This window comes from bacterium, from assembly GCA_023382385.1.
Taxonomy (GTDB): Bacteria; Electryoneota; RPQS01; order RPQS01; family RPQS01; genus JABWCQ01.
In genome coordinates, this window is sequence record JAHDVH010000003.1 from 16,715 (window position 1) to 36,650 (window position 19,936).

Below are 19,936 nucleotides of genomic sequence, written 5' to 3' on the forward strand. Positions count from 1 at the left end.
TCGTGCCATAGAAGGTTGACAAGAAGACCCGCTGAATTTCAGCGGGTCTTCTCATTGGAAATCTTCACTCTTCCTGCAAAATCGTCGTAAATTCTTCGAGCGATTTCTTCAGGTGGTTCATCGAAGGCTCTCTCAACCCACACGGCTTGTGACTCGCGCCTGAACCAAGTCAGCTGACGTTTCACATAGTGCCTGACGGCTTTCTGAATCTTGTCACGCATGTCCTCGAAACCGTATTCGCCGCGCAGGTAGGGTAACACTTCCTGGTATCCGTGCGTCCGCAACGCGTTGCAGTTGGACTCGTCAAATCCCTGCTGCAGCAACGCTCTTACTTCTTCAACAAGGCCTGACGCGAGCATGTCATCAACGCGACGATTCACCCGTTGATAAGTGACTTCTCGATTGCCATGGAGAAAGTAAAGTCGATAGGGCACGGTCAGCGGCTTGGAGGACGCCTTGCGCAAGACACTGATTGTCTGGCCGGTCGCGCGCCATAGTCCAATTGCACGAAGAATCCTGTGATGATCAGACGCCTGCGTGCTTGCCGCGAAATCAGGATCAATGCCGCGCAATTCCTCCATCATCGCTTCCCGCCCTCGCTTCTCCCACTCTGCGCGAAGCGAATCATAATCTATCGTCGGCTCAACATCGCTGTCATAGAGTCCATCCTTCAAAGCTCGCAAATAGAGCATTGAACCGCCGACCACCACGGAGATGATTCCTCTTGCTGCATTACCGTCGATGATCTTCCGCGCCTCACGCGCAAAGTCGCCCGCCGTCCACCGGTCTCGCAATGACCGAGATGCAATGAAATGATGTGGAACCGCCTCGAGCTGCGCGGACGTCGGGGGCGCCGTGCCGATGCGCAGTTCACGATACACTTGACGCGAGTCCGCGCTGAGTATCTCGGCGTTGAGCAACTGTGACAAGGGTATGCTTACATCCGTCTTGCCGGACGCGGTCGTGCCCGCAAGAATCAATACCGCCGGTTTCTGCTCAGCCTGTTCTGCCAAATCGATGATCCAACTCGCTGAGTTTTACCTCGATAAACGTCGGGCGACCATGCGGGCAGCTGGATGGCTGCTGAGTGCTGAACAGCTCATCGACCAATGCAGTCATCTCCTCAACCCTGAGTTCATCACCCGTGCGAATCGCGGCTTTGCACGCGAAGCCCGCAGCAAGTGACTCGCGTGGGCCGAGGCGTGCACGACGAAACTCCTCATACTCGGAGATCGTCTCACGAAGCATGGATGCTTCGGACGCGTGCCTCAAACCTGCCGGCACGGCCTCAATGCTGTAGGCCCGCGGTCCGAAGTCGCGTACGACGAAACCGAATGCTCCAAGTTCTGTTTTTATTTCCTGAAAAGTCGCATCCTCTTCCGGACTGAGTTCGAGTAGGAGGGGAAACAAGAGCTGCTGCGAAGCAAAGGCGCGCTGATCAAAACTTCGTAAAGCGCGCTCATAGAGCACTCGCTCGTGCGCAGCGTGTTGATCGATGATGGCAAGCCCGGAACGGATTGGAGCGATAAGATATTTTGCGTGAACCTGGTAGATTTGCGGGCGAAGGCGAATAGTCGATGGCTGCTCCTGAGATCTCGACGCCGCGACGTTCTGCTCTTCACCTGAAGATCTTGCCGCAGAGTGTGACGGAGTAAACACCGGACCACCCAAATCTGTTCCAAAAATGGTCGCGGTCGAAGGACTTGGCTTATGCTGCGTTGTGAAGTCTCTTATCTCGGTTAGTGCACTTTGCTGTCCCTTCAACGCTTCTCGCAGTGCCTCAAAAACCGCAGCGTTCACCAGCCGCTCATCGGAAAAACGAACTTCACGTTTTGCCGGATGAACATTGACGTCCACAACGGAAGGGTCAAGCTCGATAAACAGCACGTAGAACGGCCATTCGCCCTCGTCAATCCAATCGCGCAGCGCGCCTTTAATTACACCCGCTACAGACGTGCTTTGAAATGGCCGCCGATTCACATAAAGAAACTGATCGCCGCGACCGCGGCGATTAAGCTCTCGATTGCCCAATGCGCCCCGCACCCGCACACTCCGCAACTGGTGATCAACAGGCAGCAGTTTACCATCAATAGCGGAACCGAATACATCACGTGCTCGCACGTCAAACTCACCCGCAGGCCACACGAACTGCAAGGATTCCCCATGGCGAAATGACCAGGACACCTCAGGGTAGGCCAGCGCGTAGGTTCTCAGCGTCCGAATGCAGTGTGACAGCTCTGTCGCATCAGCTTTCAGGAACTTTGCCCGTGCGGGAGTATTGAAGAACAGCGAACGCACGCGAACCAATGTTCCACGTGGCGCTGACGTTGCCTCCTCTCTTGCAATATCACCACCAACAACATGTATACGGTGTGCAGCGGAAGAGACTCCGTCGTATGAAATTATCTCAAATTCACAGACTGACGCAATGCTTGGCAGCGCTTCTCCGCGAAAGCCCAGCGTCGAGATTGCGAAGATGCTGGAACCTGCCTCAAGTTTTGATGTTGCGTGACGCTCCAGTGACAGCAGCATATCGTCTCTTGACATGCCTACACCGTCATCACGCACGGCAATCAGCTCACGCCCGGACCCCTCAATGTCGATGTCGATCTTTCGAGCATCTGCGTCAAGCGCGTTGTCTATCAGCTCCCGCAAGACAGAAGCTGGACGTTCAATCACTTCGCCCGCGGCAATTTGATTGACCAACTGCTCGGGGAGTATGCGAATCTTAGCCACGTAGTTTTGTAGAGACGAAAGTTCGCAGTTCGTCCAGTATTTTCCGCGATGCGCTCCGCGCTTCACGGACTTCAATACGAAGTTTGGCAGCCTCGTCATCCTCTCTTTCAAGCAAGTTGATGAGAACATTGTTTGCGGCACCCTCAAGCCCGGCGACCAACATTTCGGCACCGGTTGCTGCATCGGACAAGGTGTTAGGATTGCCATTTTGGATGACTATGCTTGCATCGCTAAGCGCTGCGAGACATTGCTGCATCGTCTGGCGAGGAACTTCTATCGTCGCCATAGTGGATTCTGCAATCTCGCGCGCCTTGAATTCCTTCTCTTCTGTGGTCGTTTCCGGCAATCGATTTGCCACACGAAATCGATTAAAGGCCCAGGTGTCCAAGTCCACCTGCCTCGTTAATAAGTGGCGCAACGCGTCAATGCGGGTTTTGGTCGAAGTGAGTACCTCGGTAACTGATTCAAAACCCTTTTTTCCTATCGTAAACTCACACACCATAACCAGAAGACCTGCACCGATTGCCCCGGAAAGTGCAGCAGCACTGCCACCACCGGGAGCAGGGGATTTTGCGGCGATTTGCTCAACGAACCCGGCGACGGGTTGGTAGATCAGTTTGGAGGGCATATCCTTCATATTTGACATTTCTAAGACTCCGATATCGCGTATTCAATCACTTTCTTCTTCAAATCAAATGGCCTAAAGGAAGAGAGTCCCAACCGTTGTTCTGCCAGTGCGGCCGCCTCTAACTCCGATTTGGGTCGCGGCAGACCATCCCGCCAAATGTAGTACTCAGCAGCAAGCAGCAGCGCTTCGAGCGGTATTAGCCCGACAACTTCGGAACCGAACACCTCGACCTGCCTCTCTGCACTCTCATACTTGGTCTGCTCGTACGCAATGTGCGGTGATGTGATTAAGTAATTCGTCAGATTGATAGAGACTTGACAAAATTCGTCCTCTTCCAGATAGACTCCCATCGCCTTGCAGTTCTGCAACGGGCCTGGGTGATGCACGGCTTTGCCGAGCGAATTCAGCACGGTCGCACCAGACTTGTCCTTGAGCGGCCAACCGAGCTGTCGAATATGCAATGCAATGTCGTGCGCGAGATCAACATCTTTCGTGCGAAGATTGACATTGTAAGCCACCAGAAAGAAACGAGCTCCTGTTATCAAACAGCCGAACTTGGGGACAAACTTGTGTGGCCCGAAGTCCGGAATCCATTCTGGGCTTACCATCTTTTCCGCGAGAGCTTCGTATTCACCTTTGCGAATCTTCGCAAGATTGCTGCGATCTGGTCGCGTCGCAGCCGCCTCATAAAGGTATACGGGTATCCCGAGCTCATCTCCGACCCGTTTGCCTAATTGACGTGACAATTCTGCGCAATCTGCCATAGTAATGTCCCGCACCGGAACGAAAGGCGCAACATCCACAGCGCCACTTCTCGGATGCTCGCCATGGTGGACGGTCATATCAATTTCCTCTGCAGCAGCTGCTGTCAGTCGAAATGTCGCCTCAACGCATGCTTGAGGTTCGCCAGCGAAGGTGATCACACATCGATTGTAATCTCCGTTCGGATCTACGTCCAGTAGCTTCACTCCTCGAACTGCGGGGATCACGCTAACGATTCGATCGATTTTCGCGCGATCACGACCTTCGGAAATGTTCGGCACACATTCAACGATTGGAGTACGGCTCATTTACCCTCACGTTCCCGCATTAGCGGCACGAAATACCGCACGAATAATATTGTCCTGAGTAGTTCTAACATAGTGTCGTGAGCAGCGATAGTTGTTGCAGATCATCGCGAAAGCCAGTTCCTTACCGTTGTCAAGCCCGATGTAGCCCGCGAGTGCCGAGACATTTGTCATCGTTCCCGTCTTTGCCCGGACTCTGCCGAACAGCACAGGTTCTGACAGCCGTCCACTCAGTGTTCCGTCCACGCCTGATTGTGCAAGTGAGGCTTCAAAAACAGTTCCCTGAGATGAAGCGGCCATTCTTATCAAAAGTGCCACGACTGCTTGCGCCGACATCAGGTTCTGGCGGGACAGCCCTGATCCGTCCTGAAGCGACAATTGGTCGCGATGGATGTTGCCATTTCGCGCGACATCCATGACATAACGTAAACCGGCTTCCGGTGATCCCTGTCCGCGCTTTACGGATCCGATTGCGGATAGCAGATACTCAGCAAGATAGTTGTCACTATCCTTGTTAATCATCGCCACAATCTCCGAGAGGGGCGGAGAAAGCCATTCAATCAATTGAATTCCATTTGAGGGAACGGGTTCGCGCCTGACGAGAATTTGGCCGCTGACTTCAATACCTTTCCGCGCCAGCGCATCGCGCAAGGCCAGTCCAAAGTAGTGCGCAGGATTCTGAATCGGAAACCACAAGTATTGCGGCTTGTCACCACGCGCCATCACGCCCGAGATTTCCAGTTCATCGCGGCAGGGAGTGATGTTGTATTCAATCCAGCTCTCCTCCCCAGCCGTTGCAGTACTCACGTCGTTGATGATCTCTATTTGGGCGAATGGAGGCTCCAGCGTGACCATCGCGGTATCTCCAACTGCCTTCCCCGGCTCGATTTTAACATGGCAGACGTTACTGTTGAACCCCACAGCATCAATTGCGGGGGCGAACCCTTCGCGCAGGTCGCCCATCTCCCAGACGGCGTTGCCGCACGTGTGCTGGTAATTTGCCGTATAGATGATGAGATCCCCGTTTACTCTCTTCAACCCCTTGCTCTGCAGTTCGCTTGCCAACTTGTTCAGAGCGGCTTGACCAAGATCCTTGCGCGCCTTAACTTGAAAAGATGCATCCCCCGCACAATCGACAAGAAGATTCCCATTCAATCCGCCCTGCGGGTCAATTTGTCCCTGTGCAAGCACTTTAGTCTTGAATCGATGGTCTGCACCAAACGCCTCGAGTCCTGCAGCAGTCGTCCAAAGTTTCGTCACAGAAGCCGGAATCAACAACCGGTCCGCATCAGTGCTGACAAGTTCCCGTTTAGAGTCCATGTCAACAAAGAGGATGCTCCAGGACGAGCCGCGCAGCGGTTCAAGAGCAAGCAGTGAGTCAACCGACCGCGAAGTCTCTCCCGCACTCAAAGTTGATGCGAGAAGTTGAACCAGAACAAGAAGAGCCATCGCAAGGAGCCGGGCGAGACGAAGCAGACTCAGAAATTTATCCTCGCGGGTGAAAGGTGCGAACGACTTCGGTAAGGTAGTCGCGGTCGAGGTGAGTGTAGATTTCAGTAGTGGATATTGAGGAGTGGCCAAGAAGTTCCTGCACGACGCGCAAGTCGGCGCCGCCTTCCAAAAGATGTGTTGCAAAACTATGTCGCAGCGTATGAGGGGTCAATTTGCCGGCATACCCCGCGATCGCGCACAGTCGCTTGAGCACCGCCGCGCAACCAAAGCGTGTCATTGGCAGCCCACGCTTGGTCAAGAAAACGAAATCCCCCGACTTCTCAGGCAGAGCTACCGGCTTGCCGGTATCTGATTTGCCGCAGATGAATGGACGACCGCGAGTTAGATAGTCCCGAAGTGCTGAAGCAGCGCGCTTGCCAAATGGAACAATTCGCTCTTTGCCGCCCTTTCCGCGAATACGAACGACACTCTCTGCGAAGCTGACCTGCGTCACTCTGAGTCCACTCAGCTCGGAAACCCGCAGACCGCATGAGTATGCCACTTCGATAAGAGCACGGTTTCGCAACGCTTCCGGTGCGTCGCCGTCTGTCGCGGACAACAGAGACTCAATAACCTCAACGGACGCCAGCTTGGGCAGGGGACGACGGGTGACAATGCCTTTCAGTTCCTCCGCCGGACTGCGCTCTATCCTGTGTTCGCGCACGCACCATTTATAGAAATTCCGTACAGATGCCAATCGCCGATTTACACTTCGCGGAGAATCGTTTCCTGTCAGCGCGTCAAACGCAGAAGTCAGTTCTTCCCGATCGGCCTGCAATAGCTTCACGCCAGATTCAGATAGGACAACCGCAAGACTTGACAGGTCGTATCTGTACGCGGAAATTGTGTTGGAAGACAGCTGGCGCTCGTACCGGCGCGCGCGCAACCAGTCCTCAATCAACTGGAGTTCCGTTGGATCAACCTCTGACAAACGGATTGTGGAGCTTTTCATGTCCGACGGTCGTGGTATCTCCGTGACCTGGATAGATGACTGTTTCCTCGGGAAGAGTGTAGATCTTCTCTCTGATTGCGCGATGGAGGGCTCGCTCGTCGGAGTCCGGAAAGTCCGTGCGGCCAATAGACTCTAAGAACAGGACGTCTCCGCCAATGAGCGAACCTTCGGAGTAAAAGGCCAGTGATCCCGGTGAATGCCCGGGCACATGGAACAGTTGAAATGTAACGTCCCCGCAAACCAAGCTCATCCCTTCGTCGAGCACTTCGTCGGCGTCAGGCGAGATCACCGGAAGACCCGTCCAAACCGATAGATTCAACTCCGGATTCGTCAACTTAGCGCGGTCCAGTGGGTGAATGCATAGCGGCACATTAAGTGCCGCCTTTGCGACGGAGTTTTCGGCGATATGGTCCACATGCCCGTGAGTGTTTACGATTCGTGTAATTCGCAACCCCTGATTCTGAATCCACCGCAGAAGGCTTTCGGTCTCCGCTCCGGGATCAAACCAAATGGCATCCTTTGTTCTCTCGCACCACGCGATGATCGTATTCATCTGATACGGCCCGACCGCGCGGCTTTCGACCCTCAACATCCCGCCGCCTTACGCAAGTCAAATACGTTCTTCCTGAAATCCCCTCGAAACAGAGCGCTGCCGGCAACCAACCGTTCGGCACCGGCCTCAACAACTGACGGCGCGGTCAGCGGATCAACGCCACCGTCCACCGAGATCATGAAGTCACCCTTTGTTTGCTGCCAGAGCCGTAAAGTCGCCAACTTCTCCAGCGCCAAGGGAAGAAACGTCTGTCCACCAAATCCGGGATTCACACTCATGACAAGCACGATGTCAGCAATGTCGAGCACGTGTTCTATCGAGCTCACCGGAGTCGACGGGTTCACCGCAACTCCCGCACGGCAACCGAGCTCGCGAATGCGTGTCAGAGTACGGTGCAGATGAGGACTGACCTCAGAGTGGACAGTGATGGCGTCGGCACCCGCCTTCGCATAGGCTTCAATGGAGTGTTCCGGCTTTTCGATCATCAGGTGCACGTCAAGCTCGAGCTTGGTGCAAGTTCTGATTTGCGAAATGATCGGGGGGCCAAAGGTGAGATTCGGGACGAAATGACCGTCCATCACATCGCAGTGCAGAACCGTCACCTGTTCTGATTCACACTTTCGAACTTCGTCCTCGAGATTCAGGAAGTCCGCAGACAGCAAGGACGGCGCAATGTGAATTTGATACTTTGGCTGCAAAGGCATTAGTTCGCTTCCGGATTTGCAGTACTTTCATTTGAATTGTCGGGTCCACTCTGAGGAACTGCGACAATCAATTCAACTTCTGTCATTTGTTCCACCTCGGTGCCGGACACGATGCTCTGCGCGATCACAGTACCCGCCGTAAACACATTCGTGTTCTTGCGCGTAACTTTGCCCAGCCGTAACCCTGATTCGAGCAACGCCTGACGTGCCTCATGCAGAGACAAATCCACCAGAGTTGGGACCACAATCGTCTGCGGACGCGGCCCAAGGGAGACAACCAACTGCACCGCCTCAACTCCGCGCACGGGCGTGCCGGGTTCTGGCCGCTGTTTGACTATCCCGCCCTTCGGGACGATTGCTGAAAAATCGTAGCTAATCCCTGAAGGCGATATCAGCAAGCCTAAATTGCGGCATTCGATTTCTGCATCCCGTTGATCAAGACCAGTTAGGTCCGGAATGGCATTTATGCTCCCAGAACGTGACGGGACGATGTGAATTGTCCTGCCGGGTTTTGCAAAAGCGCCCGGAAGCGGCCGTTGTTCAAGCACAGTGCCTTCGGGCACATTCCCACCGATTTTCGCGGGTTCAACTTCGACTCGGAACCCCCCTTGCTCCGCAGTTCCGCGCGCTTCACCAATCGTCATGCCCTCAAGTTTTGGAACAGGCCTTTCGCTGCCATGACGAGTGTAAAGGGGCATGATGAGCCAGTCCGTCACCATGCCCGCAAAGAGTAACAACAAAAAAACCAGTAAGGTGCTTGCGCCGAGGATGCGCCACTTGCTCCCCGGCTGCGAGGCGGTAGGCATACTTAATGCTGCGACATGCGACGCAGTCGTGTCGCAAAGGCTCCGTCGGTTTCGTGTATGTGAGTAAATGTCTCGAGGTCACCATGTCCGCCGACTACGGACTCGGTTAGGAACCCGCGTGCATCTTCACGCAGAAAATCGGGATGCGTCTTCAAAAATGCTTGGACAATCTCGACATTTTCCGAAGGCAGGATGCTGCACGTCGAGTAGACTAATACTCCGCCGGGCTTGACCAGTTCTGCCGCATGATCCAGGATTTCATGCTGTAAGGCGTGCTGGAGGCCAATGTGATGGCTCTTGCGGCGCCAGCGAAGGTCGGGCTGTTTCCGAAGCAAACCGGTGGCTGAACAAGGGACGTCCGCGATGACCCGGTCATACTGCTCACCCGCGAACGTCGTCGCGTCCGCCTGAATCACCTGCACCTCTGTCGCGCCGACTCGAACAAGATTTTCTTGCAAACGCTGGAGTCTGTGACTGTCAACGTCCACCGCAGTCAGGCTTCCCTGACCTCGCATTTTTCGCCAAATCGCCAACGTTTTGCCTCCCGGCGCGGCACAAAGATCGAGAACTTTCTCGCCGGGCGCGGGATCAAGCAGAGCCGCAGCCAGACCCGCACTCTCATCCTGAACCGAAACTTTGCCTTCGTCCAGCCAACCCTGAACCAGCGGGAACGACGGAGCGTGCAGTCGGTAGTATCCGTCCAGAAACGGCGAATGTTCCCACTTCACCTCGTGTTCGTCAAGTTCCCTTTCAAAGTCCTCCGCCCCGTCCAAGTTCATTAGAAAGACTGTGATTGGCGGACGATGGTTAGCCACATCCAGCGCGCGTTCAGCCTCTTCCAGACCGAACCGCTCGACTAATTCCCTGACAATCCAGCGAGGCGTTGAGTAGAGGAAAGACATACGCGCCAGATCGTCGGCTCCGTCGGGAGGTGTCGTCCAGCGCTCTCGCTCCCTTGCCAGCCGTCGCAAAATCGCATTGGTCAGCCCCCCCGCCTTCTTGCCCAATCTCTGAATGGCAAGCTCAACTGTTTGGCTGACGGCCGCATGGTCAGGTATCCGGTCCTGACCGTACAGCTGATAGGCCCCCATTCTCAGGAGAATCCGGGCAACCGGATCGGCACGACGGTAGTCACCATGAAACACGGGCGTCAGGATGCTGTCCAGCCGTCCTCGCCAGCGAATGGTGCCCCAGTAGAGGTCTGCGGCCAAAGCGCGGTCGCTGCCACGCAACTGTGAAGAGCCGAGGTGCTTAGACAGCACTTCGTCTGCATATTCTTCAGTCTTTTCCAGTTCTACCAGCGCGTCGGCCGCAACAACCCGCGCTGTGGATGCCGTTGTCCCCGTGGGCATTCGTGAATCCTTGTGAAATTAAGCAATTCTGTGACAGAAACGCAAGGCTGATGAAATCAGCGTGTTGACATCTCGATGGATTTTACGTTATTTAGACTCCACTATGCCACCGATTGGTTCCAAGCCTCCCAAACTCTCCCACCGAGTCCAGTATTTTGCCCTGCGTGGACTCGTCACCGTACTTGGGATTTTGCCAAGGCAGCTCAGGGGCGGATTCGGGGTGCTCCTGGGGAAAGTGGCGTACTACCTCGGTATTCGCAGAGCAGTCGTGGCGCAGAATTTACTGACTGCGTTCCTGACTTTGCCTCCAAAGGGCGTGCGAGCTGTGTCGCGCCATTGCTTTGAACATTTCGGCTGTGTGGCCACGAGCCTCGCGGCTCTGCCCAGCCTGACTCGAGATGATCTCGGAAAGTGGCTCTTCTTTGACGGGCTGGAAGAGCTGGATCGCGCCGTCGCAGGAGGCAAGGGCGGATTAGTTGTTTCGGGTCATCTTGGGAATTGGGAAATTGTGGGAGCCATGTGCGGGCGTTTGGGGTATCCGGTTTCATTCGTCGTGACCACGCAAAGGAACAAACTGGTTGAGGCATGGTTGAACAATGTTCGATCTAAATGCGGAGTGGAGATTATTCCGCGCAGAGATGCCCTTAAAGGCGTTCTGTCGGCCTTAAAACGGAATCGGCTGGTCGCTATCCTGATTGATCAGGATGCGCACGAGGATGGCGTGTTTGTGCCGTTCTTTGGCAAACTTAGTTCAACACCACGGGGACCCGCGATCTTTCACCAGCGCACCGGTGCTCCGCTGATCTTCATGTCCTCCCGGAGAATCTCACGAGAGCGTTACTGCTGCAGACTGAAAACAGTGAATGTTCCTGATGATTCCGACCAGACTCAAGTTATGGCCCTGCTTACGCAAGAGCTGGAGACGGCTATTCGAGAAACACCTGAACAGTGGTTTTGGATGCACAAACGATGGAAAACGCACCCTCCCGCGTCCTGATCATTGACACGGCGTGGCTGGGCGACGTGTTGTTCACGACCTCTTTAATCGGGGCCGTGCGCGCCAGTTGGCCAAAGTCTGTGATTCACTTCGTGACCGCTCCGCGTGCGCAGGAAATCGTGATGCACCACCCTGATCTGGAGCGCGTCTGGATTTACGACAAGCACGGGACGGAACGTGGCGCCGCAGGAATCAACAAACTTGCAGGCCAACTGAACGAACAGACTTTCGACGTATGTTTGTGTGCGCATCCTTCGACTCGCTCGCGCATCCTCTGCTCTAAGCTTGAGATTCCCGTGCGCGTTGGGTACGAAGGCTTTGGAGCAGCGCGCGCATTCTCGCATGTCGTGAAGAATGATTTGGCTGTCAAGCCCGACCATGTGGAACGACGCCTTGACTTGTTGCGTGCCCTGACAGACGTTCGCGAGGTGCCTCCGCTGCGCGTCGGCATGACGGAAGAAGAATTGCAGTCTGCTTCGCGAGCGTTAGCCGAATGGCACATCGCAGAGCACGAGCGGCTGGCCTTGGTTCCCGGGTCGGCACGCCACACTAAGCAGTGGCCCGTCGAGAACTTCAAGACTCTTGCGGAGCGCTGGATTGACTCCCGTTCGGGACGTTCCGTATTGGTCTTTCTGGGTCCGCGTGAGGCGGGTATGCGCGCAGAATTTGAGTCCGTGCGCTCAGGGAGCGTGAGGGTTGTGCAGACTTCACTGCGAGAGTGTGCCGCCCTACTCTCTGCGTGCCACGCCACAGTCGGGAACGATACAGGCGTCTCTTTTCTCGCTCTGGCCGCGCGCTGCCCCAAGACCATTGTGCTCTACGGCTCCACTCAAGTCAATTATACGTTTCATCCGCCGCACATGGCGCTATCGGCCGGTGTCCCGTGCTGCCTGCCGCGCACCGGACACGGCGAGGCCATCTGCCGTTGGACTCACGGCGCGCCGTGGTGTATGAGCCGGATAGACGTGGAGCGGGTGCTTTCGCATTTGGTCTGAGTTGCAGTCAACCAAAAAAACAAGAGTGCCGAAGCATTCACTTCGGCGCTCTGCTTTGTGAGTATGGCAATCCGCTACTGCACAGCTGTAGCAGATGCCGCCTGCGGTGCAGGAAGCAGTTTCTGCAGCAGATCCTTGACCAGCCCCTTGAGCGTCTGCGGCGATTCGATTTCGTCAAAGTGCGCCAGTAGCACGGCCGGGTCAAAGCGTCCTTCAGACAGCGCCATCACGCTTTCGACGTGATTCCGCAATTGCCGCGCATTCTCCGGCCACTCGACCCGCGTCAGCAGCTCCATGTAGTGATAGGGCACAGAAGGACGGCTGACACGCTCCCGCTCGGCGAAGTTCTGCAGAATGTCCTGCACGAGATATGGAATATCTGCGTTGCGCTCGGCCAGACTTGGCATGCTCAGCACGTCGGAGGATATGGACTGATATAGCTCCTCTGAGAACATGCCGATTGACAGCTTCGCAGCCATCTCCCGGCTGTTCGCCGTGCACATGATCCGCATATTCAATTTGAGTGTTTCACCCTTAGCGGTTCTGATTGCTCCGCTTGCGAAGGCATTCGCGAGCCGCTCTTGCGCGACAAGACTCAAGTCTTCGATGTTCCCGAATAGCAGTGTGCCGCCTTGTGCACGTTCGAAGACTCCGATTTCGCCCCGCAGAGATCCGACCAGCAACTGCTCCATGGATTCCGGCGTTAACCGCTCCACAGGCATGTGAACGAACGGAAGATTGGCTCTCTCCGAGCTGTTGTGAATCGCACGCGCCAGAAGCCGCTTACCTGTGCCTGCCTCGCCCACGATCAGCACTGGAGTCGGTTTCTGCACGACGCGCTCGGCCTGTTCTGTCAGCCGGCGCATGGCCGCACTTCTGGCGACCAACGTGCCAATTGTGTAGCGGCTTTCCATCCAGTTTTTGATCTTCATGTCATCATCCTCGATTCTGTCGAAGTCATCATGTTATTGCCCCATCCGCCGCGTGACCGGACTCGGCGTCCGGCGCACTCTCATTTGGGATGAGCCTGTCCCAAGGAATACCTTCTCCCCAACCTTTTCCGTATCAAAAAAAGTCCGTAAAATAAGGCGGTCAAACCTGCCAATCCTCCGATCAATAGCAGGGTCATCAGATAGGCATTGGGACTCATAATAATCAGCTATGGTTTGTGACTTGAACTTGATTCTCAGGGCCAGACTGACGGCCATTCCCAAATTTGCGAAGAGGATCACCCATTGCGAAATCAACAAGAATACCGGCTCTTGAGTGGGCAGCAGTAACTCTGCCGTGTCTATGCTCAGCGCTAATCCCCAGCAAAACAAGAGCGAATCGGCAAATGCACCAATGGGACGGTCCGTTCGATACTTATGCACATAGAATGCCAGCAACATCAGCAGACTGTAGATATTCAGAACCGTCGATGAAGTATTTATTCTTGAATAGTTTGCCGATAGATTCCCGGCGGTGTCCTGAACCAGCACTCGTAGTGGGTCCCAAATATAGGGGGAATACAACCATGCGGCTATCGTGAAAAGCGCCAGCCCTGCTATCGCAGAATGCACGATCCGGCGGCGCGGCCGCGAGAGATAAGCCACTGTGATACTGGTAATGGACCACGCTATCACCACATGCACCCCGATCAGGCTGATCGAAACGTAGGCCACGATGTCGGCATATTCCAACCCAAGCCAATACACCAGAACATAGGCGGGCAAGGTCAGTGCGTTGAGGGCAAAATAGAGCCAGATGTAAAAGAAAACTCCTCGGTAGTGTTCCTCTTGCCGATAGGCGAGGAACCCGAGGAGTGAGGATAGCGCCAACAGCGCGAAGTTGCCGAGAATGCTGGAATTCCACATCCACTCCGGCGTCGCTGGGCTGAAAAGTGTCGCTGCCACCAAAGACAGCGTGAAGACGCTATAGAAAAAAAAAGCGGCCATTGGACTTCGGATGTGCAATCCGTAAGCCAATGGCCGCAAAAGCGCGACGGAGTATGTCTACTTCTTCGGCTGCGGCGGCAAAACCGGACTCAGGGCGTCAAGACCCTTTTTCGGCTGCGGCGGTAACACTGGGCTCAAAGCTTCGATGCCCTTCTTTGGCTGCGGAGGCAGAACCGGGCTCAGGGCTTCAATACCCTTCTTTGGTTGGGGGGGTAAAACAGGGCTCAAGGCAGCGTGGCTCGCGACAGCGAATACAGCTACGAGGAGAACTGCTGTGAGAAGTTTCTTCATTTCATGTTCCTCATGAATTTATCGTACCCACCTGTATCGTTGGCCCAAAATACAAATCCTATGGCTACCTGTCAACTACCTCCAAGATTTCTGAAATTTTTTGTTGAAGTTGTTATACTCAATGAAAGTAAGGTTTTGCAGGACTTATTCACACATGTTGATAATTTTGAGGCACTTCCAAGAGGCATGATGACCCTCCCAAGCTTCAAATCTGCGGCACACCGGAGCAAAATCCTGTTACTTGTTTGATGCCTGCAAGTTGCTTACATTTAAGGTTCCGCAACGGGACATTGTCCGTCCAATTTCACGTTAAATGATTGATAAAATTAAAAATATCCTTCGCCGAGTCGATGAGATTGAAGCAAGACTGGCTGACCCTTTGATAGCCAGCTCTCAAACTGCGTCCACTCCACTATTGAAAGAGGCAAAAGAACTCGCTCCCATTGTGGAAAAGGGCCGCGAGTATCTTAGACTCGTTGATGAGATTTCTGGCGCGCGCGAGCTATCCCGCGGCAGCGACGCCGATATGCGCTCATTGGCCGAAGCAGAGCTCGACTCTCTCGAACAGCAGCTTACTCAGACCGAAGATGAGCTGCGCGCTTTGCTGCTTCCGCGTGACCCCGCCGATGAACGCAATGCCATACTTGAAATTCGCGCAGGAACCGGCGGAGAGGAAGCTGCACTCTTCGCAGGGGATCTCTTCCGGATGTACACGCGTTACTGCGAAACGCGGGGCTGGAAGTTCGATATTGCGTCCATGAGTGAAGCGGAGGCAGGCGGCATCAAGGAAGTTGTGGTCGAGATCCGTGGTAATGAAGTCTACGGTTTCTTGAAGTGGGAGAGCGGTGTGCATCGTGTTCAGCGCGTGCCGGTCACCGAGTCCCAAGGAAGGATTCACACCTCCGCAGCCTCAGTCGCGGTTTTGCCCGAGGCTGTCGAGACTGACTTGGAAATCAAGCCTAGTGAACTGAAGATAGATGTCTATCGCTCCTCGGGAGCTGGCGGTCAGCACGTCAACACGACGGACTCCGCAGTACGCATAACACACTTGCCCACCGGCCTCGTTGTCGCCATTCAGGACGAACGATCGCAAATTAAGAATCGCGCGAAAGCCATGAAAGTACTGATGACTCGATTACTGGCAATCAAGCGGGAAGAGGAATCAGCCAAACTCTCCGCGGAGCGCAAGAGCATGATTGGCAGCGGCGACCGCTCTGAGAAGATTCGCACCTATAACTATCCGCAAAACCGCGTGACAGACCACCGGATCAACTTGACACTCTATAAACTTGATCGAGTGATGGACGGCGACATCGGCGAGTTGATCGAAGGCTTGCGTCTCGCTGATCGCGCAGAGAAACTCAGCCGATCCGCCGAAAGTCTCGTATGAGCGAGAGCCGCAGGCTCATCGACCTCTTGACAGCGACCGGTGAATTCTTCAAGTCGAAGGGTATCGAGTCTCCGCGCCGAAATGCGGAGGCCCTTTTCGCAAAAGCTCTTAATGTTCCGCGCATCGAATTGTACGTCCAGCACGACAGACCGCTAAGAGATCCTGAGCTTTCTTCGTTGCGCGAGTTGATTCGCAGGCGTGCCAGACGCGAACCGCTCCAGTATATTCTCGGCCAAGTCGAATTCTGCGGCGCGAATATCTCGCTCTTTCCGGGCCTGTTGATCCCGCGTCCAGAGACTGAAGAGTTGGTGGCTGAACTGCAAAAGCAGATCCCTCAGGAAGCAACTGTGTTGGACATCGGATGCGGTTCCGGCTGTATTTCGGTCGCGCTTGCCGCTGGGACCAAGTCTGCAACGGTTACTGCTGTCGATGTGGATGCCGATGCGCTGAGACAAACGATGGCCAATGCACTGAATAACGGGGTAGCCGGAAACGTCTCGACTATCCATGCGGATCTTTTTGACGAGAGATTTTCGAGCATCTGCAATGGCCCATTTGACGTCGTTGTTTCAAATCCGCCGTATGTTCGTGAGGATGAGTGGCAGGCCCTGCAGCCGGAAGTGCGCGACTTTGAGCGCAAACCCGCGCTGGTCAGCGGTCCGACGGGCCTTGAATGCTATGTGCGGATAGCGGAGTTGCTGCCAACTCTGCTTAAAACCAAAGGAACTCTTGGTTTGGAGTTTGGGTTTGACCAAGCTTCGCGAATCCGCGAGTTGTTCCAGCCTTTGCTTGGCTCGCTGACGATTCACCGAGATATGCAGGGGAAAGAGCGATTCCTCATCGGCAATCGCTAACCTGCTTTCCTGTTTCGCGACGATAACCGTGCATACCAACGCTCTCATTCACGAAGCCAGTCCATATCTCCTCCAGCATGCGCACAATCCTGTCGACTGGTTGCCGTGGGGCGATAAGGCGTTTGAGAAGGCGCGCATCGAAAACAAACCGGTGTTCCTCTCAATTGGCTATGCGGCTTGCCATTGGTGTCATGTGATGGCTCACGAGTCTTTCGAGAATGACGAGATCGCCGCGCTCTTGAACGAACACTTCATCTCAATCAAGGTGGATCGTGAAGAGCGGCCCGACATTGATCATCACTATATGCAGGCTTTACAGCGGATGACCGGCTCAGGCGGCTGGCCCCTGTCAATCTTTTTGACTCCGGACCGCAAGCCATTTTACGCAGGAACCTATTGGCCGCTGGAAGCACGATATGGCCGCCCCGGATTCGTGGATGTATTGCGCGGTGTGATGGATGCGTGGAAGACCGAGCATGAATCCGTTGCCGTTTCTGCCGTAGCCCTGCACGACGCAATCCACGCAGTAGTTACACCGCCGCCCTCGCAGGGCAAACTCACTCCTGAGCTCTTTGATAAGGCAGTGCGTGAGTCCAAACGGACTTTCGACTCCGATTACGGTGGTTTCTCACGCGCGCCGAAGTTTCCGCATGCGATGGAGCTTGCGATGCTTTTGCGATACTTCGCTCGAACTGGTGACGGTTCAGCCAAACACATGGTCGAGTTCACGCTCGACAATATGGCTCGCGGCGGCATTTTCGATCAGATCGGCGGCGGTTTCCATCGCTACTCCACAGACGAGAAATGGCTCGTCCCGCACTTTGAAAAAATGCTCTATGACAATGCGCTGCTGCTGAACGTCTATGCAGATGCTGCTCACTTGCTGTCTCGCCGGGATTTCGAGCTGGTCGCAAGTCGAACTTATGCGTGGGTCAGCGACGTGATGTGGCTTTCTGAAGGTGGTTTTGCCTCGTCCCTCGACGCAGATTCTGATGGCAAAGAAGGAACCTATTATCTTTGGACGCCCGACGAAGTTGCGGATGTCCTCGGGGACGCTGCCGACATTTACTGCCAACAGTTCGACATCACAAGCAGCGGCAATTTTGAAGGCAAGTCTATTCCGAATCAATTGGCCGCCAAGGTGCGTCTGGACAATTTGGTACAGACGGAGGACGAGTGGACGATGAGAGCGCACGAGCTCTTGCGCCAGAGGAGAAGTTTGCGGACTCCGCCCGCACGCGACGACAAAGCCCTTTGCGACTGGAACGGATTGATGATTTCGTCGGCGGTGCGGCAAGCGAAATCTCTTGAGACGGTCAGCGCAACGGCGCATCGATTTCTGACACCGTTTGAGCGCGACGGTGAATTAGTCCATTCGTTCTTGGGTGAGCGCGAGTTACGCGTGCAACTCCTGTTGGACTACGCCGCGCTCGGCAACGGTTTGCTCGATCTGTTCTGTGCTACCGGTGAACTGCGCTGGTTCGATGGTGCTTACCGGCTTGCCGACGAAATTGAACGCCGCTTTGCAAAAGGCGACGGGCTCTACTACATGAGCGAGGAAAGTGTCGCCGGCGTCAGACCGCTGGACATCTATGACAGCGCTCTCCCTTCTGGGAATTCACTCTCCGGAAATCTTTTCATCAAGCTCTTCTATCTTACCGGTGAAGAGCGCTTCAGAGAGCGGGCGGAGAGACAAATCAACGCGCAACTATCCTATCTCGAGCAAATGCCAACCGTCTTCTCGCAGGCGCTCTTGACTGCCGAGTGGCTGATGTTCCCGCCGGAACAAGTGGTTGTTGTCTATCCTCGAGGTAAGCACACCGACTTCTTGAGCCTTCCGACTCACAATCGTCAGGTGATCCACGTATTTGACGACTTTGGCGCAAGGCTTGCTGAGGGGCATCCATTGGCCGGACTTCTGGCAGGCAAGACTCTCGCTAACGGCGTACCGACGATTTATCTTTGTCACAACTTCGTGTGCGAATCTCCTACGAACGACGTGTCGGCTGTCCTGAAGAAGATGAGCAGGCCGTGGCAGAACTAACGCGGCACCCGTTCCGCGTATTGCTCGAGGATGCCTCCGGAAGCGGCGCACGCAGAGCCGTATTGTCAACTGAACACGGCGAGATTCAGACTCCGCACTTCTTCCCCGTCGGTACGCTCGGCGTCGTCAAGACGATTTCGCCGCGCGAACTCGTTGAAGCCAATGTGCAGGCGATTCTCGCAAACAGCTATCATCTCTATCTCCGTCCCGGACTCGACATTCTGAAGCAGGCGGGCGGGTTGCACAAATTCATGCGCTGGGAACGGCCGATCCTCACGGACTCCGGCGGATTTCAAGTCTTCTCGCTCGCTGAAATTCGTAAAGTGCACAGTGACGGTGTGCGCTTCCAGTCCCATTTGGACGGCAGCTATCATGAGTTCACTCCCGAATCGGTCGTGAACATTCAACGGCACATCGGCAGCGACATCATGATGGTGCTCGATCTGTGTCCACCCTATCCGTGCTCGCATGGACAGGCGGACGAATGGAATCGGCTGACCGTTCAGTGGGCAAAGCAAGCGCTGGTTGCCGAAGCCGAGCAGCCACTTCTGTATGAACATCGGCAGAACCTCTGGGGCATTGTGCAAGGCTCGACCTATCCCGACTTGCGCAAAGAGTCCGCTGCGGCCCTTCTTGATCTGGATTTCCCCGGATATGCTATTGGCGGCATGGCAGTCGGCGAGCCGAAGAGCGTTTTTCACGATCTCGTTCCGTTCACGACCGAGCTGCTGCCGAATCACAAGCCGCGCTATCTGATGGGCGTGGGATTTCCCGAAGATCTGCTGCGCTGCGTGTCGTGGGGCATTGACTTCTTCGATTGTGTTCTACCCACAAGAAACGGACGTAACGGCTGTGCGTTCACGTGGAACGGGCGTGTGATCGTCAAAACTGCACGCCACAAGCAGGAATTTCTGCCGCTCGATGAGCAATGTTCCTGTTATACGTGCACGACTTTCGACCGTGCCTACCTTCGTCATCTATTTGTGTGCGATGAAATGTTGAGCCTCAGGCTCATTTCTTTGCACAATGTCCACTTTTATCAAGACCTGATGCGGCAAATCCGCGTACATCTCGAGGCCGGCGACTTCTCTCCGTGGATGAATCGCGTGCTGCCGCAAATTGAACAAAGAGATTCCTAA

The 19,936-nt window shown here is 54.8% G+C and carries 18 protein-coding genes; 6 read left to right on the forward strand and 12 right to left on the reverse strand.

Features of this window, described 5'->3' with window-relative positions:
• Positions 1-38: 38 nt before the first annotated feature.
• Genes miaA through rsmB form a run of 10 tightly spaced genes read right to left on the reverse strand, consistent with a single transcriptional unit; the run spans position 39 to position 10,289 of the window.
• Positions 39-1,013 carry a tRNA (adenosine(37)-N6)-dimethylallyltransferase MiaA gene (miaA, locus tag KJZ99_08340; protein MCL4305909.1) on the reverse strand — a complete coding sequence of 325 codons (975 nt, stop codon included), beginning with the start codon at positions 1,011-1,013 and terminating at the stop codon, positions 39-41.
• Positions 997-2,736 carry a DNA mismatch repair endonuclease MutL gene (mutL, locus tag KJZ99_08345; GenBank protein MCL4305910.1) on the reverse strand — a complete coding sequence of 580 codons (1,740 nt, stop codon included), beginning with the start codon at positions 2,734-2,736 and terminating at the stop codon, positions 997-999. Before mutL ends, miaA begins: the two co-directional genes overlap by 17 nt.
• On the reverse strand, positions 2,729-3,382 hold the full coding sequence (locus tag KJZ99_08350) for a cyclodeaminase/cyclohydrolase family protein (GenBank protein ID MCL4305911.1): 654 nt from the start codon (positions 3,380-3,382) through the stop codon (positions 2,729-2,731). The genes mutL and KJZ99_08350 overlap by 8 nt, the downstream gene beginning before the upstream one ends.
• 2 nt (positions 3,383-3,384) lie before the next feature.
• Entirely contained in the window at positions 3,385-4,434 is a 1,050-nt protein-coding gene (gene ftcD, locus KJZ99_08355) for a glutamate formimidoyltransferase (GenBank protein ID MCL4305912.1), read from the reverse strand.
• Positions 4,435-4,440: 6 nt separating this feature from the next.
• Positions 4,441-5,880, reverse strand: coding sequence for a D-alanyl-D-alanine carboxypeptidase/D-alanyl-D-alanine-endopeptidase (gene dacB / locus KJZ99_08360; GenBank protein ID MCL4305913.1), 1,440 nt, complete (start codon positions 5,878-5,880; stop codon positions 4,441-4,443).
• A 37-nt stretch (positions 5,881-5,917) separates the two neighbouring features.
• The gene (locus KJZ99_08365) at positions 5,918-6,874 is read right to left on the reverse strand and encodes a tyrosine recombinase XerD (protein MCL4305914.1); all 957 of its coding nucleotides are present in this window, start codon (positions 6,872-6,874) and stop codon (positions 5,918-5,920) included.
• Positions 6,840-7,466 carry an MBL fold metallo-hydrolase gene (locus KJZ99_08370; protein MCL4305915.1) on the reverse strand — a complete coding sequence of 209 codons (627 nt, stop codon included), beginning with the start codon at positions 7,464-7,466 and terminating at the stop codon, positions 6,840-6,842. Before KJZ99_08370 ends, KJZ99_08365 begins: the two co-directional genes overlap by 35 nt.
• Positions 7,460-8,107 carry a ribulose-phosphate 3-epimerase gene (gene rpe / locus KJZ99_08375; GenBank protein ID MCL4305916.1) on the reverse strand — a complete coding sequence of 216 codons (648 nt, stop codon included), beginning with the start codon at positions 8,105-8,107 and terminating at the stop codon, positions 7,460-7,462. Before rpe ends, KJZ99_08370 begins: the two co-directional genes overlap by 7 nt.
• 23 nt (positions 8,108-8,130) lie before the next feature.
• Entirely contained in the window at positions 8,131-8,937 is an 807-nt protein-coding gene (locus tag KJZ99_08380; protein MCL4305917.1) for a PASTA domain-containing protein, read from the reverse strand.
• 2 nt (positions 8,938-8,939) lie between these two features.
• Entirely contained in the window at positions 8,940-10,289 is a 1,350-nt protein-coding gene (gene rsmB, locus KJZ99_08385) for a 16S rRNA (cytosine(967)-C(5))-methyltransferase RsmB (protein MCL4305918.1), read from the reverse strand.
• Positions 10,290-10,392: 103 nt separating this feature from the next.
• On the opposite strand from rsmB, the gene KJZ99_08390 reads away from it, so the two are divergent.
• Together KJZ99_08390 and KJZ99_08395 are read left to right on the forward strand one after the other, a co-directional pair.
• Positions 10,393-11,286, forward strand: a complete 894-nt coding sequence (locus KJZ99_08390) for a lysophospholipid acyltransferase family protein (GenBank protein MCL4305919.1) — start codon at positions 10,393-10,395, stop codon at positions 11,284-11,286.
• Positions 11,259-12,281: a glycosyltransferase family 9 protein gene (locus KJZ99_08395; GenBank protein MCL4305920.1), complete on the forward strand. Its 1,023-nt coding sequence runs from the start codon at positions 11,259-11,261 to the stop codon at positions 12,279-12,281. The genes KJZ99_08390 and KJZ99_08395 overlap by 28 nt, the downstream gene beginning before the upstream one ends.
• A 74-nt stretch (positions 12,282-12,355) precedes the next feature.
• On the opposite strand, the gene KJZ99_08400 is transcribed toward KJZ99_08395, so the two are convergent.
• Positions 12,356-13,213, reverse strand: a complete 858-nt coding sequence (locus KJZ99_08400) for a sigma 54-interacting transcriptional regulator (GenBank protein ID MCL4305921.1) — start codon at positions 13,211-13,213, stop codon at positions 12,356-12,358.
• Between the two features lie 33 nt (positions 13,214-13,246).
• Positions 13,247-14,218 (reverse strand): hypothetical protein, encoded by a 972-nt coding sequence (locus KJZ99_08405; protein MCL4305922.1) that lies wholly within the window; start codon positions 14,216-14,218, stop codon positions 13,247-13,249.
• Between the two features lie 604 nt (positions 14,219-14,822).
• On the opposite strand from KJZ99_08405, the gene prfA reads away from it, so the two are divergent.
• From prfA to tgt, 4 genes are read left to right on the forward strand one after another with little or no spacing between them, the layout of a single operon-like run.
• Positions 14,823-15,899 (forward strand): peptide chain release factor 1, encoded by a 1,077-nt coding sequence (gene prfA / locus KJZ99_08410; protein MCL4305923.1) that lies wholly within the window; start codon positions 14,823-14,825, stop codon positions 15,897-15,899.
• Positions 15,896-16,753, forward strand: a complete 858-nt coding sequence (prmC, locus tag KJZ99_08415) for a peptide chain release factor N(5)-glutamine methyltransferase (protein ID MCL4305924.1) — start codon at positions 15,896-15,898, stop codon at positions 16,751-16,753. Before prfA ends, prmC begins: the two co-directional genes overlap by 4 nt.
• A 28-nt stretch (positions 16,754-16,781) precedes the next feature.
• Complete coding sequence (locus tag KJZ99_08420; GenBank protein MCL4305925.1) at positions 16,782-18,797, forward strand: thioredoxin domain-containing protein; 2,016 nt, start codon at positions 16,782-16,784, stop codon at positions 18,795-18,797.
• 20 nt (positions 18,798-18,817) lie between these two features.
• Positions 18,818-19,936, forward strand: a complete 1,119-nt coding sequence (tgt, locus tag KJZ99_08425; GenBank protein MCL4305926.1) for a tRNA guanosine(34) transglycosylase Tgt — start codon at positions 18,818-18,820, stop codon at positions 19,934-19,936.

Excerpts from the sequence above, each read along its gene's own strand:
- KJZ99_08380 (MCL4305917.1), bottom strand. The coding sequence starts at position 8,937 with ATGCCTACCGCCTCGCAGCCGGGGAGCAAGTGGCGCATCCTCGGCGCA.
- rsmB (MCL4305918.1), bottom strand. The coding sequence starts at position 10,289 with ATGCCCACGGGGACAACGGCATCCACAGCGCGGGTTGTTGCGGCCGAC.
- KJZ99_08365 (MCL4305914.1), bottom strand. The coding sequence starts at position 6,874 with ATGAAAAGCTCCACAATCCGTTTGTCAGAGGTTGATCCAACGGAACTC.
- ftcD (MCL4305912.1), bottom strand. The coding sequence starts at position 4,434 with ATGAGCCGTACTCCAATCGTTGAATGTGTGCCGAACATTTCCGAAGGT.
- KJZ99_08390 (MCL4305919.1), top strand. The coding sequence starts at position 10,393 with ATGCCACCGATTGGTTCCAAGCCTCCCAAACTCTCCCACCGAGTCCAG.
- KJZ99_08400 (MCL4305921.1), bottom strand. The coding sequence starts at position 13,213 with ATGAAGATCAAAAACTGGATGGAAAGCCGCTACACAATTGGCACGTTG.
- KJZ99_08405 (MCL4305922.1), bottom strand. The coding sequence starts at position 14,218 with ATGGCCGCTTTTTTTTTCTATAGCGTCTTCACGCTGTCTTTGGTGGCA.
- prfA (MCL4305923.1), top strand. The coding sequence starts at position 14,823 with ATGATTGATAAAATTAAAAATATCCTTCGCCGAGTCGATGAGATTGAA.
- prmC (MCL4305924.1), top strand. The coding sequence starts at position 15,896 with ATGAGCGAGAGCCGCAGGCTCATCGACCTCTTGACAGCGACCGGTGAA.
- dacB (MCL4305913.1), bottom strand. The coding sequence starts at position 5,880 with ATGGCTCTTCTTGTTCTGGTTCAACTTCTCGCATCAACTTTGAGTGCG.
- KJZ99_08370 (MCL4305915.1), bottom strand. The coding sequence starts at position 7,466 with ATGTTGAGGGTCGAAAGCCGCGCGGTCGGGCCGTATCAGATGAATACG.
- KJZ99_08350 (MCL4305911.1), bottom strand. The coding sequence starts at position 3,382 with ATGTCAAATATGAAGGATATGCCCTCCAAACTGATCTACCAACCCGTC.
- KJZ99_08395 (MCL4305920.1), top strand. The coding sequence starts at position 11,259 with ATGGAAAACGCACCCTCCCGCGTCCTGATCATTGACACGGCGTGGCTG.